This is a genomic window from Flavitalea flava (assembly GCF_054461575.1).
Map to the genome: position 1 here is coordinate 20539 of NZ_JBTLQH010000043.1, position 16507 is coordinate 37045.

Consider the following 16507-nt stretch of genomic DNA (forward strand, 5'->3'; position numbering starts at 1 on the left):
TCGTTTTAATAACCGATCGTGATGGTCTCCTGGCCGTTCTCCACCACCAGGCTCTTCACTTCATAACTGTAAACATCTCCAGCCTTCGGTGCGACGGACAGGAAAGAGATCAGTGCGTTTTTTACGGGAACGGTTTTGCCGTTCGCGGTAACTGCGCTTAACCCCGGATCAAAACCATGCAGGGCCAAACGGATTGCCCGGAATTTGGAAGAAGACCCCGATCCCGTTCTTTTGTCCAGGCTGATGGTCCTGGTGGCCGGATCGAGACGGATGATCCGTTGAAAGAAGGCTCCCTCTTCATAACGATAGGATTCCCCATCGTCTTCGTAATACAGAAACTCCGTTTGTGGGCCGTTGTAAATATGCAGGGTCAGCGTATCCGAAGGTTTTTCCCGGGTGGACTGTACCAGGGACTGCATAGGGATAATGCTGCCTGCCTTAACATAGACAGGAAGTACGGCCGGAGAAAGCTCGATCAGTTTTTCGGTTCCGCCTTTTTCTTTCCTATCCGTTCGCCTATCCGTATAGAGATCATACCAGTCTCCGGCGGGGAAATAAACTTTCGCAAATTGGGTGGTGCTTTCCTGCGGCATGACCAGGAAGGAGGGGCCGAATAAATATTGATTTTGAAACAAGGGTTGATAGATATTTTCATCCCCGGTATAATCGATGGCCAGGGACCGGAGCACCGGCATACCGTTCTGCGTAGCTTCCCGGAAAGTCGAATAGAGATAGGGGAGAAGGCGGTAACGCAGATTGATATAGTTCCGGGAAATATCCAGGATATCCTCTCCAAAGGACCAGGGTTCGGCGGACTTGGTATTTAACTGGGTATGATTGCGGAAATAAGGGATGAAGGCCCCCAGCTGCATCCAGCGGCTATATAAGGCCGGGGTAGGGTTACCGGTAAAACCTCCGATATCCATCGCCGTAAAGGCAATGCCGCTGAGACCCAGGCTGGCCATCAGCCGGACGCCGGCCAGCATATGATCGTCCTCGGCCCGGTTGTCTCCCGTCCACAGGGCGGAATACCGCTGCAAACCGGCATAACCGGAGCGAGACAGGATAAATGGCCTTTTTTGCAGGGCCTGACGGCTGCCTTCAAAACTGGACCGCGCCATTTGCAGACCGAATACATTATGACCCTTTAAATGCGTGGTGGGGTGCCCGTCATAATCGAATAATACATTGCCCGGCATCTTCTGCCCCCAGGTGGAGATCTCGTTCATATCGTTCCAGATCCCCGCAACGCCCACCCTGGTATAACCGGTGATCTGCTGTTTCCACCAGCTGCGTCCTTTTTCGCTGGTGAAATCCGGGAAATGGCACCAGCCCGGCCATACCTGCCCGGTATAAGGTTGCCCATCAGCATATTTCAGGAAAATATTACCCGCCAGACCGCTCTCATAAGCGGGATAACCCTGCTCTACCTTGATCCCCGGATCTACGATCAGGGTGATCTTAAACCCCATTTTATCCAGGCTGTCGATCATCCCTTTCGGATCGGGGAACCGATCTTTATTCCAGGTGAAGAGTTTGTAGGAATCCATATAATGGATGTCCAGGGTAATGCCGTCCGCAGGGATCTTTTTTTCCCGCAGGGTATGGGCGATCCGGAAAACTTCGGTTTCCGGATAATAGGAATAACGGTTCTGCTGATAACCCAGGCTCCAGAGCGGCGGCATTTTCATGCGGCCGGTCAACTGGGTATAGGATTGGATGATACCGGCAACGGAGCTACGATACAGGAAATAATAATTCATTTCCCCGCCCCTGGCCCCGAAGGAGGAGAAACGGTTATTGCTCGCTCCGAAATTAAAATCCGATTGGTAACTGTTGTCAAAAAAGAAGCCATAGGACAGGCCATGATGATTGCCAATATAAAAGGGAATCGTGGTATAAAGGGGATCCTGGGCAACACTATAGCCGAACACATCGGAATTCCAGTTGGTATAGGCATTACCCCGGCGGTCCAGGTTCCCGGTCTTTTCTCCCAGACCGATAAAACGTTCACCCTCCTGCAGATGCCGGTAGGTAGTTACTTCTGTTCCGTTCCAGGAGGTGCCGAGCCCGGGTTCATCCCCATTGATCAGCCGCCCGTCCGGTGTATAGAAATTTATGGCAAATGGATTTTTTTGTATGCGGATACGCAGGGAGTCGGTATGCAAACGGATCTCGATGTTGTTCGTGTTATCCTCAGCTCCGGCTCCCGCGACTCCCTTCCGGTCCTGTTCCAGTTTGCCGCTTAGCGGACCGGCGATTACAGCATATGAAAAGTCGTCGCTATCCTGAAACGGTTGTCTGGACATCCGGACCCTTATGATGGAGGGGCTGTAAACCTGGATCCGTATAAAGGCCTGCGTGGTGGTCAGATCCAACTTGCCGTTAAGAAAACTGGCCTGCCGGATATCCCCGGTCGGGACGATCGCGTCCTCTGTGATGGCATAGCGGGCATTCTGAGGATTTTGGGGATTCTGGGCATGGACAACCTGGAAAGGGATGGCGGCCGCCAGGATCCCGGCAGACCCGGTAATAATGGCTACGACAAAAGAGTGGAGAACTTTCTTCATACCGGCTTAAGCAATCGTTTCGTTATAAAATGGGAATAAAGGAACGATCCTGCGGGGGGCGGGACAAGTTTTCAAACCGAAATGGAAAAAATAAAGATTAAAACAAGGGAGAGGGGAGAAATAAAATATTGATAGAGAAGATAGTACCTATATATGTAAAAATTTTATATAGAATAAAATGCGAAGGGAATCAGAGCGTTTTTATCTGCATGATCCTTTCCTCGAACTCGTCGCCGGGGATAATGGCCTTGATCTTGATCCTGGATTTATAGCTGTAAATGGTCTTGACGGAATATTCCAGGATCGCGGCAATTTTTTCCGGGTCGGCCACCCCCATCCGCATCAGGGCAAAGATGCGCAGATCCGTGGTAAGGAGCTCACCTTCTTTCAGCCGGATCCTGTCTTCCTCTTTTAGCAGGGAATTGACATCCGTCACGAAATTGGGAAAAAGCTTCAGAAAAATCTTATCAAAACTCAGGAGCAGCTCTTCTTTTTCCTTACGGGCGTCGATACGGTTAAGGATGAATTTTATATCGTCATATCTTCTTTCCTGGAGTTTCTGTTCGATACTGGCCTTGATCTTATCCAGCTTGCTGTAGAATTCGGAATCCATGTTAAAGAAGTACCCGATATATTCCTCCTTTATCTTATTGGCTTCTTCCAATTTTTCATTGACATCTTCCAGCCGAAGATTGGACTCCTCCAGTTTGTGATTGGACTCTTCTAGTTTGTGATTGGCCTCTCCTAGTTTGTGATTGGCCTCTCCTAGTTTGTGATTGGCTTCCCCGAGTTGCCGGTTGATAACCTGTTGCCGGTCATTGGCCTCCGATAAGGCTTGCTGCGCCCGTTTCAGTTTTTTTACCTGCCGCAGTACGATCCAGGCCAGCGCGATTAGGGCCAGTACCAGCAGGGTGACCAGAACGGCATAACGGATAAGCATGCTTTTTTGCGCCTCGATCCCGTTGATCCGCTCGCCTTCGATCAGGGGCAGAATGGAACTGGCCTGAATTTTTCGTTGCCGCGCCCCATAGAACTCCGCATTGGCGATAGCGCTTTCAATACACATGACGGCATGTTTCAGATCGCCTCTTTTGTACAACAGCTCGGCCAGGTGAAAAATAGCCACGGTCTCCTTGGTGGAAGACCGGATATCGGCTACGGTAGCCTCTATTAACAGGTCGATGGCCTTATCCCTGTCCCCCTGCTGGAAATAAATGGCGCTTAAGGTGGATGTAGTCAGGGCCAGCTGGTGATCGGTAAGACCGGAACTGCCGGTCAGTTTCTCAAAAAAGGTGGCCGCCTCATTGACTTTGCCTTGTTTGAAATTCTTCAGACCGCTGTAATACGTGTATTCGAAGCTGGCAGGTTTATAAAAATTAAGGGCAGAATCCAGGTATTGGTTGCCCCGGATATCATAATCCACGGAATGATAAGGGTCATTGGCATAACCGGCCATGTCATAATAATACCGGCCCCATAAGGTATAGTACTCTCCCTTAAGACTATCCGGTACTGGTCTGGCGGATAAGGAATGGAGAGAGTCGTAGGTTTCTTTGTACAGACCGGCGGACAAAAGGATAAAACTGAGTTTTAGCTCTGCGGCGACCATAAGACCGGCATCTTTCCGGTCGCGGGCAATCCCGATCAGCCGAATGGCATAACTATATGCGGAATCGTATTTAAAAACCTTATACGCTTCGTAAATTTTTTCGTGGATTGCGAAAAGATCGGCAGCCGGTCCGCCGGCGGCATCCGGGGTAGGGCCCTTGGCGCTGCCAGCCGCATCCAGCAATTGTTTTAACTGGTTGATCTCCCCGATGCGGGCCGAGTCATAACGGGGGGATAGGGGGATGGTACGGCTCAGTTCCGTCAACAGACTATCCTTATTGGCCCGGACACCCGTCAGACCGGCGGTCAGCAATAAAAAAAGGATAATCAATTGTCGCATATAGCTTTGCCTTTCCTCCGGCAATCAAATATAACCATAAACCCAACTATATTTATAAATGCACCAATCCGTTCCTGACCGCATATAAAGCAAGACCGACCCGGGTGGAGACCTGCAATTTCCGGAAAAGCGAATCCCGGTAACCATCGACCGTTCGTTCGCTGACGAACATCTCTTTGGAGATCTCGTAATAGGTTTTTTCGCTGCAGGCCAGCTGAAGAAATACCCGTTCCCGCTCCGACATCTTTGACAGACTGTTGCCTGCATCCGGCTCCCCAGCCAGCAGGTTGACGCTGCGGATAGTTTGCCGGGAAACATGTTCGTTATAATAATAGCCAATACTCAATACCTCATCGAATGCCAGCTTTAACTCCGCCGGTTCGGCATCTTTCAGCAGGTATCCCCTTGCGCCTGCGCGGATCATCCGTATGATGGCCGTTTCCGATTCCATGGTACTGAGGGCCAGCATTTTAATCTCCGGATGGTTAGCGGTTATCCAGGCTGCCAGGTTATATCCGTCCATTTCCGGCATCGCAATATCAAGCAAAACAATATCGGGTAATTGATCCGGATTTAACTGCCGGATAAAATCGTTTCCATTGGCTGCATCCAGGACCATCCGGTAACCGGGGAAAAGATCGATCAAGGCGCCCAGGCCACGCCGGAACATCGTATGATCGTCCGCGATGGCAATACGTTTGCCGTCCTGCACCAAATTGTCCTTTATCAGGGGTTCATTCATATGGAATACTGATGTTTACGGAAGTTCCCAAATTAAGGCTGCTCTCCACCAGGGCCTCCCCGCCGGCAAGCCAGGCCCTTCTTTTTATATTCATAAGACCCAGTCCTTCATTGGTTCTACGGATCTCCGCCTGGTTAAATCCTTTGCCGTTATCCTGGATACAAACTTTCAAGCCCCGGTCCTCATAAAAAAAGGATACCCTTACTTCGGAAGCCGCAGCATGTTTGATACAATTCTGAATGCTTTCCTGGATGATCCGGAAGAGGATCAGTTTTTTTTGTTCGTCAAGCCGGAACTCCTGGCCATTCCTGGACAGGGCTGCCCGGAGCACCCCGCTTTTGTTGACCCGGTCCAGTTCCTCCTCCACGGTATCATAAATACTCAGCAACCGGATCCGGTCGCTGCTAAGCCCCTTGGCAATATCCCGGAGGTCTTTCATGGCCTTGCCGATATTTTCCTTTACCTCGTTCAGCATCCCCTTATTGAGATTATCGCTCTCGGTCATAATATTGATCTGGACCTTTGCCAGGCTCAGTACCTGCCCCACATTGTCGTGTAATTCTCCGCTGATGACGTTGAAGGTCTGCTCCTGGATCTCCAACTGGGATTGGAGAATAGTCTTTTCGTAGGTTGCCCGCATGATCTCCTTTTCTTTCAGATTCAGCTGGCTTTTTTTGTTAAACAGGGTAAACAGGGTAATAACAGCGACGCCGAAAAAGAGGATGATCAATGTCCCCAATAAGATGGTTATCCTGGCCTCTTCCCCTGCAAATGGCATAAAAATCCTTTGATGTATATGGAATAGAGTATCAAGTTAAGAAAATAGACAATATAACTCAATTCATCATATAAAGGCCGGTCCTTTTTCAGCAAGGTAAAGGCAAAACCCATAAACAGGGAAGCTCCCGAATAAAACAGCAAATTCCCGGATGCGACCCAGAAATGCGGGTATTGAAAAAACCGGAGCTGTTCTTCGCTCCGGTATAAATCCACGAGGTAATACAAAGAAAACAGCGTAATGAAGACCCCTTCCACGACAAAGTCGATGGGATCGAAGTTGAAGAAATAGGCAGGATAACGGATAAAATAAATGGTAAAAAATGACAGATACAACCCGAAGGCCACCCAAATCCATTTACGATACCTGTTCTCCCGGAATAACAGAAAGTAATACAGGAATAACAGAAAACAACCGATGGCCTGGTTGATATGGTAATAGAAATAGGTATCCGTCAGATCGGTTATCAGTTCGGTCACGATATTGAAGAAATAAAGAGGACCGAACAGTAACAACCGCCGGTCGATACGTTTTCTCCGCAGGATTAAAATGACCAGACCGGAGACCAGCAAAAAATAATAGATGTACTTCATCAGCTTATCTTATTTGCTTCCGGTGGATACCTTGGCAGAAACATCCGTCTGAAAATACTTACAGACATCCATTGGATTACTGGCCAAAGAAAAATACCGGGGTGTTTGCGCTGTTGATCCGGTTGCAACGGGAGGGATAGGTTTCGGGGGATGGGGAGGCCAGGTATCTTCTCCCATGACCACCACGGGTTTGGTGGTGCCAACAGGTATTTTTGGGAAATGGCACCCGAGGATATTGCGGTCATCGTCCAGGCCAAGAAAACAGCCTGTTAGTTCACCGAAAATCTCAGCATCTCCCTTCAACGGTTGCTGATCTTTCGGATCCTGCAAACCAAAGAACACACCGAAGATTGCAAAATTATCCTGCATGCAAATATTGATGAGCCGTGTTATAGCCTTCTTGTCGATATAAAATTCCAGTTTAAGATTTTCCGGATCGATCTGCATCTCAGGTGGTGCGTTGTTGTCTTTAAGGAATTGGGCTATCCTTCTCATCTTCTCATAAAAAGTATACACTTTTAACTGGATGTCCTCCAGAGGGGTCGCTTCGCCCAAACGCTTACAAGGCAATTCAATTTTTTTCATAAATGATGGTTTAGGATTAAAAAGTACAACATCGGTTTAAGAATTACGAATGTATTCTGCCAGGAATCCAAAAAGGGGTGTTTTCCACGGGTGAAGGGAGAGCCTCCGACCCTTATTTTTGATCTACCATTCATGAACGGGACCACAATGGAAAATGACATCTTATTTTTTAATCATTAATTTATCATTTATGAGGTACACAATTACGCAGAGTGATTTGGAAGAATTTACTGCGGATGCTGATGAAATAAGTATTGACTTTGTCAGGATTAAGGTAGTCGGTTTTTATACTAAAATGAAACGGATCGCCGAATTTCTGTATAATAATAAGGCCCCTGCCGATCTTCAGATCGAACCTTCTGATGTATTGCTGCAATTCTATATCGATCAGGATGGATTAACAAGCCTGAATACCATAGCACAGACTCCCGGTTTTTCAAAATTCGGCGTATTTTTCGGTCTGGAAGATCCGGTAGACCAAAGTCCTGTGATAGCCGGCAAGCCGGGATTCGGCAGGATTACCAGCTGTTTCGTTGGCCTTGGTGATGATGAAAATATACTTCCCATTCATTTTCTCAGCCATTCGAGTGGATTGGCAGGGCTAAACCCGGAGGATACCTGGCCTCCGAAACCCCCTCCCCATCCCTCGCCTACCTTACTTGGTTTATCGAGTCCCTCCTCCGATGTGGATGATTTTTTTAAAGATCCATTTACCGAAAAATTTGCAGCGCTGGTAGCAGCAGCTAAAGTAGTATAGTTCAGTAGCATTTTGCTCCTGTCGGGGTGATCCGCATAAAAGATTCCAAACCCCTTATCCCTGAATCTGATCCTTGAATCTGATCCCTGAATCGTCGGAAAACCTTTGACAGGAGCATTATTTTTACGTTTTTTTTCTTTGTAGTTGTTACCTCAGAAACCTTATCCATTACAAGCTGTCCTCCCGTATTTACGTCAGTATCCCTTATGAAGGAATCCAAAAATATCGCTATTGTAGATGATCATACCATGTTCCGGAAAGGCTTATGCGCGCTGATCAATCTTTTTCCCAATTATACCGTCATCCTGGATGCCGAAGGCGGGAACGATTTTATCCGCCAGCTTAACCCGGCCCGTCTGCCGGATATCGTGTTGCTGGATATCGTCATGCCGGAAATGGATGGGTATGGCCTGGCCGGATGGATCAGCGCAAATTACCCTGCCATTAAAATTCTGGCCCTCAGTACCATGGAATCGGAAAAGGCGATCCTGCGGATGATCCGCTGTGGCGCCAGGGGATATTTGCTGAAAGACGCCGAACCGGAAGAGTTGAGACAGGCTTTCGACGCCGTGATCAGTGACGGATATTATTATAATGAGCCGGTTTCTCCGGATACGCTAAGGTCCATCGGTTCAGACTCCGCCTCCGACCCTTTCCCCAGCCTCTCCGACAGGGAACTGGCTTTTTTGAAACTGGCCTGCAGCGAAAAAACCTATTACGAGATCGCGAAAGAAATGTTCGTCAGCGAACGGACGATAGACGGCTACCGGGATTCACTTTTCCGGAAATTACAAATCTCCACCCGGGTCGGTCTGGTGCTCTATGCGATACGGATTCATATATATCCTGCTACCGGTTAAGGCTCTGGATGAAGTGGGGGTTCTGCTCAAAGAAAACCCAATCGTAAAATTGGTCATACAGGAGAGTGGAATTTGTTATTTTTTAACGGCCAGTAGGATACCTGTGGCCCAGACTTGTTTGGTCAGGAACAGGTCTTCTCTGGCTTCTAAAGTACTGACCAATTGAAGGGCCTTTTCCTGGTGCCCGTCCGGCCAGTTTGGTTGAGGGAGCATATCGTCGATCAGGTATAAGCCCCCCTTGTTCAACATGCCCAGGACCTCCTCTAAAAGCAGGTATTTTCCATGCCAGGTATCGGCAAAAATATAGTCGAATTTTTGTTGTTTGTTCTCTTCCACCCATTTGGCGCCGTCTGTGCAAACCAATTCCATCCGGGGGTCGCTGCCTAAAAATTGTTGGGCAATCTCCAGAAAGACCGGATCATTATCAATAGAAACCAGGGTGGACCCGGCATCCATTCCATCCAGTATCCAGGATGTCGAGAATCCGGTGCCGGTTCCCAGTTCCAAAAATCTCCCCCCGGGTTTCGAGACGGCCAGGGTCCGGAGTAAGGAGCAGGTCAGGACATCGGAAGCCATGGTAAACCCGGATTGACTTGTAGCCTCCGCGATGGCAGGATAAGCTTTGGGAAATGGCTGATTTATGGCGTGGATCATGCACAAGATTACGGTTATTTAACCATTGCCCCATGCAGCTGGGGGGAGGGGGATTAACATATTAGATAATTCCGCCTAAAAAGCGTACCTTGCAGGCTATAAATATTTAAAAATGCAAGGAACAGTTAAGTTTTTTAATGAATCCAAGGGATTTGGTTTTATTACGCCCTCAGATGGCGGTAAGGATATTTTCGTTCACGCTTCCGGCCTTCAGGGTGGAGAACTGCGTGAAAAGGACAATGTCTCTTACGATGTTGAAAATGGTAAAAAAGGATTAAATGCAGTTAACGTAAAAGTTATCTAAATTTTATATAGCTTAATCATTGGAAAGGGGATGCCGTTTGGTATCCCTTTTTTTGTGGTCCATCTTGTTATGAATTACTTAATGCCGCCAGTCTGGTTGCCAGCACTGCCCTTTCCTCCTTCGATCCCGCCAGGTTCAGTGCCTTTTCCAAATGGTTAATGGCCATCTCCTTATCGATACCGGTATATAATTCTCCCAGCAAACTATGATAGAACAGGTTGCCCGACAAACGAAGGCTTTCTGCTTCCGGGATCGCTTTTTCCCTGCCGTACACCCTTGAAAAAGCATAGGCCCGGTTTAGCGCCGCCATGGGGGAGTAGGCAAGGATAAGCAGTTTATTATACAGCCTGAGGATATTTTCCCATTTTTCTTTTGTGCTTGCCTGATGCGTATGCCACCAGGCAATGGCTGCCTGCAGATGATATACGGATAGCTCATTTCCTGTTGACGATTTTACAAAAAAGGTATTTCCCTGGTTGATAAGGTCGGTATCCCAAAGGCCGATATCCTGGTCTTCATACAGGACCAGATCGCCGCTTTGGTCGATCCTGGCGTCAAAACGCGAGGCCTGGAAACACATCAGGGCAAGGAGGGCATATACTTTCGGTAAGGCAGTCTGGTTATTACCGGCCAGCAATAAAGCCAGCCGCATCGCCTCCAGGCAAAAGTCCTTACGCAAAACTTTATCAGGGCTGGCCGAAAAATATCCCTCGTTAAAAAGCAGGTACAGGGTAATCAGCACCGCATCGAGCCGGGTATTTATTTCCTTTTTCTCAGGGAGAACGATTTTTATTTGTTCGGTTCTTAGTTTATCCTTGGCGCGAAAAAGGCGTTTGTTAATATTTGCCCTGGTGGTCAGTAAGGCCTGTGCGATCTCATCGATGGTGAAACTGCAAAGGATACGGAGACCCAGGCTGACCTGAGCCTCCGTAGGGATCGAAGGATGACAAATGGTAAACAACATTTGTAACTGGCTGTCCGAAATGTTCCCGGGAGAAAGGTCGATGCCCGATTCTATCGCGGATTCCATTTTTTCCCAGGCCTCCCAACTTTTGGCGCCGCCCTGTGCCAGATCGGACCTGACCATCTTTTCCACTACCTTGTCATGTTTGAGCACATTCAGGGCCTTGTTCCTGGCCACAGTATATAACCAGGCAGCAGGAATTTCAGGCAGGCCATTGATACCCCAGGTTTCGGCAGCAGACAAAAAAGTATCGCTCACGATGTCCTCAGCCGTCTCCATAAAAGACATTCCAAACCGGCTGCAAAGCACCGTCACAATTTTGCCATACTCTTTTCTGTAGAGCTCCGAAATCAGCCCTGGTATCGTTCTGCGTTCATCCATGTTTACTTATGATCATCCTTCAAAATCGTCAGGCGTTACGACCCCTCTGACCTCTACCTTTCCTCCGCCTGAAAGAACCAATGGACAGGCTTTGGCCAGTTCAACCGCTTCATCCAGGGATTTGGCTTTTATGGTCGTATAGCCATTGATGAACTCCTTAATCTCCGTATAAGGGCCATCGGCGACCATATTGCCGGGAGATACCGTTCTTGCCTCTTTCAGGCCCAGGCGTTTGCCATTGTCCACCAGTTGACCCCTGGCCGCTATGCCTCCCACCCAATTCATCCATTCGGTCATCATGGCCTGCCCCTGTTCGGGCGTTGGCTTAAAATCGGGATTGTTGCTCGTTCTGTAGATCATTACATACTCTTTCATAAAAATTCATTTTTAAGGTGATATATACCTCATAACAACAAGGGGTTCCGGAATAGGACAACAATTTTCCTTTTTTTAAAAGTCCCTGAAATTTTACCGGCTTGCAATAAAAGGAGCCTTCTGACTATAGGTATCATCCGACAATTGTCCGATAAGAAAACGAGCCAGATCGACGGCGCTGACCTTATCGCCGGGGCAGTCTTCCAAACTTATGCTTATTTCCCTGCTTTCCTCCGTTTGTTCGATCATTGGCAGCCTGACCAAGGTCCAATTTATATTGTTTGGGGCACTCTGGGTAAGGATAGAATATTCCCTTTGTTTATCGGTCGTGGTCAGCGGATAGTTGGCATACATCCAATCGGTAGCCATTTTTGTTTTAGGCCCCTTTTTATCAAAAGGGGTATCGACATTCAAACCGGTTATTACGATATATCGTCCTGCAGCACCCGTAACCTTCATCGCCCGGAGGATATTTTTGGTCGCCTGACTGAAAACATTCTTTTCGCTGGGAGGTATGCCCAGGCCTAAAGTACTGATAACCGCCTGACAACCTTTCAGCAAAGAAAGAACAGTGGAATAGTCGCGGACATCGCCCTGAACGACCTCGATTAAGGGGTTTTCATTAGAATGACCGGTATTATTACCGGATAGGCCTTCGTCCAAATGATCTTTTAGTTGAAAATGATCAGGATTCCTGACCAGGATCTTAATAGGGATCTGCCGATGGATTAATTGTTTGACCAGGTATTTCCCGGACTTGCCGGTGCCGCCGATGACGGCGACTTTTGTAATTTTTTCCATGTAATGCTGTATAAATAGTTGAAATGAATTCGTTAAAATGAAACGAGGGCTGCAATCGCCTTTGAGACCTTTGCAGCAGGGAGAAACACTATTTATAGCGAGATTTTAATAAGACAAAGATATACTTTTCTATAAGGTATCAATTACATCAGATGCAACATTTTGTTTTTTTGTCTGCCTTTTGAATGCCCGGGACCAACCCCTGGCTAAATCGATTCCATAAAGCCAATTTAGTTGAATATGAGAAAAATACTTTTTCTGCTTCTTTTATCAGGCAGTACTTCTTTGTTTGCTCAAAACCTTCCTTCCCTGATTACCGGCCGGAATATCAATGCCACTTTTTCCATTATAGCCTATGATGCCCATTCGCAGGAATGGGGTATTGCCGTAGCCACCAATAATATCTATGTGGGCAATTCCACTGTGTATATCCAGCCCGGGCTGGGCGCTTTCTCCGTGATTGCCGAAACCGAGCCTGCTTATGCGATCAATGGTTTTGAGCAATTAAAGGCTGGCAGGAATATTAAGGAGGCCATTGACTATACCCTGAAAAAGGATTCCGACGCCTTTCTCCGGCAGGTATCAGGCATCGATAGTCTGGGGAATGGTTATGCCTTCACGGGCTCAGCCTGGAAATATCAAAAAGGGAAGGCTGGCTCTTTATCAGGTAAAGGGTATATAGTAATGGGCAACCAGCTTGCCGACAGCGTATTGCTTAAAATGTCTTCCACCTTCGAAGGAGCCGCAGGCACCCTGGCACAGCGGCTCCTGGCTGCATTGATCGCCGGTCAAAAAGCCGGTGGTCAGATAACCGGTAAACAATCTGCTGCGCTGGCCGTCAAGGGAACCCGTAATGAATGGTTCAACAATATTGATATACGGGTGGACAATTCCAAAGATCCTTTTACCGATCTTCAACGGTTGCTGAATTATCATTATGGCAGAATAAAACTGAACCAGGCTATCGGAGCCATTCAAATGGAGAGCAGCCAAAAAGGGAATGGCCCAATCAGGAATAGTCAAAAGGGCAAGGGCCTTTTGTCCGTGGCGGAAGGAATGTTGGCTGGCTGGAATGGGATCCAAGGCAAAATAGCCCTCGGCTATTTACTCTTACACGAAGAGGCAAGGGCGGTTACCGTTATCCGGGCTGCTCTCCGTAGTAATCCGGCCTGGAAAGAAAACCTGCCTGCCTTTTATTTGCTCAAGGAGCAGCCTGGGATGAAAGGGCTGATCGATGAAACCAAATTCAGTGAAAAGGACTGGATCAGCGCCGTCGCTTTATTGGGGCAATTAAATCGTGCCCCGGAGCAGGAATTGCTTTCCCGAAAGGCGTTGCGGCTGTTTCCAGCCTCTTCTTATCTGAATTACCAGTTGGCCGAAGCGTTGTTGGCAGAAGACCGGAAAGAGGAGGCTAAAACTGTTTTGGCAGAGGCGGTGAGGATTGATCCGGGGAATGAGGAGGCGGTGAAGATGTTGGAAATGGGCAACTTTTAGTAATTTCGGCAAAACCATGAGCAAAAATCTGCTATTTTTTATTCTGGGAAATGTATCTCTTTTCGCATTGGCTTATTTAACCAGGAAAAGAAAAAGACTTAATAATATTATTTTAATTTGCACTTCATTATTTTTTTTCCTATCCATAATTGAAACGGCCTATCGGAATTTTTTTAAGACGAGACAAGATTATTATGAAAAAGTTGATAATGCAGTTTTTTTTGAACCTCACAGCGTATTAGGATACCAAATTAGTAAAACAGGGGTTTTAAGCAGTTCAAAATTATCATACAATGGAAATAGTATCTACCACGCCAACTATACAATTATCGCAGATTCTAACATAAATTCGTTTAGTTTTAATCATCGCGCCGGCTATCTAAACCCTGGATCCCCCATTCCAAAAGTCATTTTTTTAGGTTGCAGTTTAACCTTTGGTCAAGGTGTTAATGATCACGAAACACTTCCTGATAAATTGGGTGCTTTACAAGGTATTTCAACCCTCAATTTAGGGGGTGTTGGTTATGGGCTTCACCACGTTTACGAATTATTTCTGGATAAATATGCCAAGAAGAATAATGAAAATAAAATATTTATTTATACCATGATTCCGGACCATGTTTTAAGGGCAAGTGGTTTATATGATTGGAGTCCCGGACCCTCTTTCAAACTTGTTGGTGATTCTTTGGTATATGGAGGGTCTTTGCCTTTTGTAAACAATGATATTGCTTATTATTCTTCGTTTTTTGGTTGTTATAGCTTTATAAAAGATAAAGTCACCAATATTGAAGAAAAAAGGAGAGCTAAAAAAGTGTCAACAGAAGAATATCAAAAGGCCTATTTAATGATCAGGAAGATGAGCCAATATTCAAAAGAAACCGGAGGTACTTTTTTATTATTATTTTGGGATAATATTTCTCAGGAAGGTGACCCCAATAGATATTATCGCCCTATATTGGAAGATAAGATAACGAGGCTCAGGAAAGATAGTGTCCATATAATCAGGGTTTCCGGGATTTTAGACATAAAAGATCCCCTATATTATATTCTGAATGATGGTCATCCCAATGCTAAAGCTTACGATACCGTTGCAAGGTATTTAGCGAAACACTTAAATTTTTAAAATAAAGATTTCTCCTTTTTTCCACTAATTTTAGGCAACCCAAGCCTTAACCCTAATGGTCCCTGAACAACACCTTTCTCTCTGGGAAAAAATACAAAACTTTCGTTTTGACGACGAAAAGGCGACAATAACCTTTTCAAAGAAACTGGCAGCCAAACAGAACTGGACGAGCTCCTTTACCAAAAGAGCCATTGACGAGTACCGAAAGTTCATATTACTTTGTTGCATTTCGGAAAATGGAGCAGCTCCTTCCCATGCAGTTGACGAGGTATGGCATCTCCATCTGACCTATACCCGATCTTATTGGATAGACTTTTGCAGGGATGCCCTGGGCAAGGAAATCCATCATTTCCCCTCTGCCGGAGGTGACCAGGAAGACTATAAACACCGGGAATGGTATGACGAAACCCTCAACTTATACTATTCCATATTCGGAACTTATCCCCCAGCCGATATCTGGCCTCCAGCTAAACGGCATTCCAGGAAGGCCCCTGAAAAACTAAAATTAGTGCCGAAAACAATTCCGGTTCGCTTGAGTTTTACAGGGATAGCGGCTATTTGTTTGTTAGCATCGATTCCGTTTCTTTTTATCTGGTTAGTATATAATACCCCGTTTCCTTTTTCCCTGGACGGACCGGAATTTCTCCGGTTCTTTCCCTTGTACGGGGTTTTTCTCTTCCTGGCCTATATTCTTTTTTGTTACCTGGTTAACAAACGGAACCAAAAGATCACCCTGGCCCATTTTCCGGAAGAAGCCTCTCCTTATCAATTGGCCAATGCATTATATGGCAGGGACCGGGCTGTACAGGTTGGGATCGTTGACCTCATTGAAAGAGACCTGCTTGCATTAGACGAGGAGGATAATCGTTTTGTTGTAAAGGCTTATCATTACAAGCCTATGCCCGGAGAAACCAACCCGCTGATAACTGCTTTTGCAGCAGAGGCGGATGGAAGCAGACATAGTTACGAAGACATATCTGCCAATTGGTATGACCGGAAGAATTTTGCTCATCCCAGCCTGGAAGCGTTGAACCAAATTGCGCGTCATCGGGAGCCATACCTGCGTACTTATCTTTTTTTCATTCCTTTTTATGGTATGGCCATCGTTAGGATAATACAGGGCATTTCCAATAACAGACCTGTTGGTCTCCTTATCGGGGAGATGATCATTTTGTTCTTCCTTTATCTATTGGTATGGACTCGGTTAGCTGATCGTTGGTTCGTTTCCAATAAATTCCAAGACCTGATCAATGGACGTCTACGTAATCAGGCAGGAGAAGAAGGGCGGATCGTTCCACAATTCGCCCTGCAAGGCCTGGCTGCTATGGATGGACTTCCCGCAGGGCTTTTGCTGGCCGGCGTCTTTACTACGGTAACCCCGGTTAATCACCGCCTGTTGTCCAAGGGTTGGTGGGGCGGGGATTCAGGTGGTGGAAATGGTTATAATATCAGTTGTGGCGGAAGTAGCTGCGGAAGCAGTAGCTGCGGGGGTGGTGGCTGCGGAGGCTGCGGGGGAGGGGATTGAGAAATGGATAGTAAAAGTGAAAGCAAGATAGTTAAAACAAAATATGTTAGGAT

Annotated in this window: 16 protein-coding genes; 6 read left to right on the forward strand and 10 right to left on the reverse strand. The window is 46.8% G+C overall.

Annotation, left to right across the window (positions count from 1 at the left end):
* Nucleotides 1-5: 5 nt before the first annotated feature.
* The 6 genes from ACX0G9_RS25850 to ACX0G9_RS25875 all read right to left on the reverse strand — a co-directional run bounded on the left by ACX0G9_RS25850 (nt 6) and on the right by ACX0G9_RS25875 (nt 7216).
* On the reverse strand, nt 6-2570 hold the full coding sequence (locus tag ACX0G9_RS25850) for a TIM-barrel domain-containing protein (protein WP_459067865.1): 2565 nt from the start codon (nt 2568-2570) through the stop codon (nt 6-8).
* A gap of 190 nt (nt 2571-2760) precedes the next feature.
* Nucleotides 2761-4518 (reverse strand): DUF6377 domain-containing protein, encoded by a 1758-nt coding sequence (locus tag ACX0G9_RS25855; RefSeq protein ID WP_459067866.1) that lies wholly within the window; start codon nt 4516-4518, stop codon nt 2761-2763.
* A 52-nt stretch (nt 4519-4570) separates the two neighbouring features.
* On the reverse strand, nt 4571-5260 hold the full coding sequence (locus ACX0G9_RS25860) for a response regulator (RefSeq protein WP_459067867.1): 690 nt from the start codon (nt 5258-5260) through the stop codon (nt 4571-4573).
* Nucleotides 5253-6038, reverse strand: coding sequence for a sensor histidine kinase (locus ACX0G9_RS25865; protein WP_459067868.1), 786 nt, complete (start codon nt 6036-6038; stop codon nt 5253-5255). The genes ACX0G9_RS25860 and ACX0G9_RS25865 overlap by 8 nt, the downstream gene beginning before the upstream one ends.
* Nucleotides 6008-6631, reverse strand: coding sequence for a hypothetical protein (locus tag ACX0G9_RS25870; RefSeq protein ID WP_459067869.1), 624 nt, complete (start codon nt 6629-6631; stop codon nt 6008-6010). The genes ACX0G9_RS25865 and ACX0G9_RS25870 overlap by 31 nt, the downstream gene beginning before the upstream one ends.
* A 9-nt stretch (nt 6632-6640) precedes the next feature.
* Entirely contained in the window at nt 6641-7216 is a 576-nt protein-coding gene (locus ACX0G9_RS25875; protein ID WP_459067870.1) for a hypothetical protein, read from the reverse strand.
* Between the two features lie 190 nt (nt 7217-7406).
* On the opposite strand from ACX0G9_RS25875, the gene ACX0G9_RS25880 reads away from it, so the two are divergent.
* Together ACX0G9_RS25880 and ACX0G9_RS25885 are read left to right on the forward strand one after the other, a co-directional pair.
* Nucleotides 7407-7973 (forward strand): hypothetical protein, encoded by a 567-nt coding sequence (locus ACX0G9_RS25880; RefSeq protein ID WP_459067871.1) that lies wholly within the window; start codon nt 7407-7409, stop codon nt 7971-7973.
* A 206-nt stretch (nt 7974-8179) separates the two neighbouring features.
* Entirely contained in the window at nt 8180-8833 is a 654-nt protein-coding gene (locus ACX0G9_RS25885; protein ID WP_459067872.1) for a response regulator, read from the forward strand.
* Nucleotides 8834-8908: 75 nt separating this feature from the next.
* On the opposite strand, the gene ACX0G9_RS25890 is transcribed toward ACX0G9_RS25885, so the two are convergent.
* Complete coding sequence (locus ACX0G9_RS25890; RefSeq protein WP_459067873.1) at nt 8909-9487, reverse strand: O-methyltransferase; 579 nt, start codon at nt 9485-9487, stop codon at nt 8909-8911.
* A gap of 112 nt (nt 9488-9599) precedes the next feature.
* On the opposite strand from ACX0G9_RS25890, the gene ACX0G9_RS25895 reads away from it, so the two are divergent.
* A complete protein-coding gene (locus ACX0G9_RS25895; RefSeq protein ID WP_459067874.1) occupies nt 9600-9791 on the forward strand; it encodes a cold-shock protein in 192 nt (63 codons plus the stop codon).
* Nucleotides 9792-9858: 67 nt separating this feature from the next.
* On the opposite strand, the gene ACX0G9_RS25900 is transcribed toward ACX0G9_RS25895, so the two are convergent.
* The 3 genes from ACX0G9_RS25900 to ACX0G9_RS25910 form a co-directional block, all read right to left on the reverse strand.
* Complete coding sequence (locus ACX0G9_RS25900; protein ID WP_459067875.1) at nt 9859-11136, reverse strand: RNA polymerase sigma factor; 1278 nt, start codon at nt 11134-11136, stop codon at nt 9859-9861.
* Nucleotides 11137-11148: 12 nt separating this feature from the next.
* Complete coding sequence (locus ACX0G9_RS25905; protein ID WP_459067876.1) at nt 11149-11511, reverse strand: YciI family protein; 363 nt, start codon at nt 11509-11511, stop codon at nt 11149-11151.
* A gap of 93 nt (nt 11512-11604) precedes the next feature.
* Nucleotides 11605-12312, reverse strand: a complete 708-nt coding sequence (locus ACX0G9_RS25910; protein ID WP_459067877.1) for an NAD(P)-dependent oxidoreductase — start codon at nt 12310-12312, stop codon at nt 11605-11607.
* A 240-nt stretch (nt 12313-12552) separates the two neighbouring features.
* Here ACX0G9_RS25910 and ACX0G9_RS25915 point away from each other — a divergent pair, with 240 nt between their 5' ends.
* Genes ACX0G9_RS25915 through ACX0G9_RS25925 form a run of 3 tightly spaced genes read left to right on the forward strand, consistent with a single transcriptional unit; the run spans nt 12553 to nt 16454 of the window.
* On the forward strand, nt 12553-13806 hold the full coding sequence (locus ACX0G9_RS25915; protein WP_459067878.1) for a DUF1028 domain-containing protein: 1254 nt from the start codon (nt 12553-12555) through the stop codon (nt 13804-13806).
* A 16-nt stretch (nt 13807-13822) separates the two neighbouring features.
* Nucleotides 13823-14929 carry a hypothetical protein gene (locus ACX0G9_RS25920; protein ID WP_459067879.1) on the forward strand — a complete coding sequence of 369 codons (1107 nt, stop codon included), beginning with the start codon at nt 13823-13825 and terminating at the stop codon, nt 14927-14929.
* Between the two features lie 55 nt (nt 14930-14984).
* A complete protein-coding gene (locus ACX0G9_RS25925) occupies nt 14985-16454 on the forward strand; it encodes a glycine-rich domain-containing protein (protein ID WP_459067880.1) in 1470 nt (489 codons plus the stop codon).
* Nucleotides 16455-16507 lie beyond the last annotated feature (53 nt).

Bases quoted from the DNA above. Each gene is read 5' to 3' on its own strand.
- ACX0G9_RS25860 (WP_459067867.1), bottom strand. From the start codon at position 5,260: ATGAATGAACCCCTGATAAAGGACAATTTGGTGCAGGACGGCAAACGT.
- ACX0G9_RS25875 (WP_459067870.1), bottom strand. From the start codon at position 7,216: ATGAAAAAAATTGAATTGCCTTGTAAGCGTTTGGGCGAAGCGACCCCT.
- ACX0G9_RS25925 (WP_459067880.1), top strand. From the start codon at position 14,985: ATGGTCCCTGAACAACACCTTTCTCTCTGGGAAAAAATACAAAACTTT.
- ACX0G9_RS25900 (WP_459067875.1), bottom strand. From the start codon at position 11,136: ATGGATGAACGCAGAACGATACCAGGGCTGATTTCGGAGCTCTACAGA.
- ACX0G9_RS25915 (WP_459067878.1), top strand. From the start codon at position 12,553: ATGAGAAAAATACTTTTTCTGCTTCTTTTATCAGGCAGTACTTCTTTG.
- ACX0G9_RS25910 (WP_459067877.1), bottom strand. From the start codon at position 12,312: ATGGAAAAAATTACAAAAGTCGCCGTCATCGGCGGCACCGGCAAGTCC.
- ACX0G9_RS25850 (WP_459067865.1), bottom strand. From the start codon at position 2,570: ATGAAGAAAGTTCTCCACTCTTTTGTCGTAGCCATTATTACCGGGTCT.
- ACX0G9_RS25885 (WP_459067872.1), top strand. From the start codon at position 8,180: ATGAAGGAATCCAAAAATATCGCTATTGTAGATGATCATACCATGTTC.
- ACX0G9_RS25865 (WP_459067868.1), bottom strand. From the start codon at position 6,038: ATGCCATTTGCAGGGGAAGAGGCCAGGATAACCATCTTATTGGGGACA.
- ACX0G9_RS25870 (WP_459067869.1), bottom strand. From the start codon at position 6,631: ATGAAGTACATCTATTATTTTTTGCTGGTCTCCGGTCTGGTCATTTTA.
- ACX0G9_RS25920 (WP_459067879.1), top strand. From the start codon at position 13,823: ATGAGCAAAAATCTGCTATTTTTTATTCTGGGAAATGTATCTCTTTTC.
- ACX0G9_RS25855 (WP_459067866.1), bottom strand. From the start codon at position 4,518: ATGCGACAATTGATTATCCTTTTTTTATTGCTGACCGCCGGTCTGACG.
- ACX0G9_RS25895 (WP_459067874.1), top strand. From the start codon at position 9,600: ATGCAAGGAACAGTTAAGTTTTTTAATGAATCCAAGGGATTTGGTTTT.
- ACX0G9_RS25890 (WP_459067873.1), bottom strand. From the start codon at position 9,487: ATGATCCACGCCATAAATCAGCCATTTCCCAAAGCTTATCCTGCCATC.
- ACX0G9_RS25880 (WP_459067871.1), top strand. From the start codon at position 7,407: ATGAGGTACACAATTACGCAGAGTGATTTGGAAGAATTTACTGCGGAT.
- ACX0G9_RS25905 (WP_459067876.1), bottom strand. From the start codon at position 11,511: ATGAAAGAGTATGTAATGATCTACAGAACGAGCAACAATCCCGATTTT.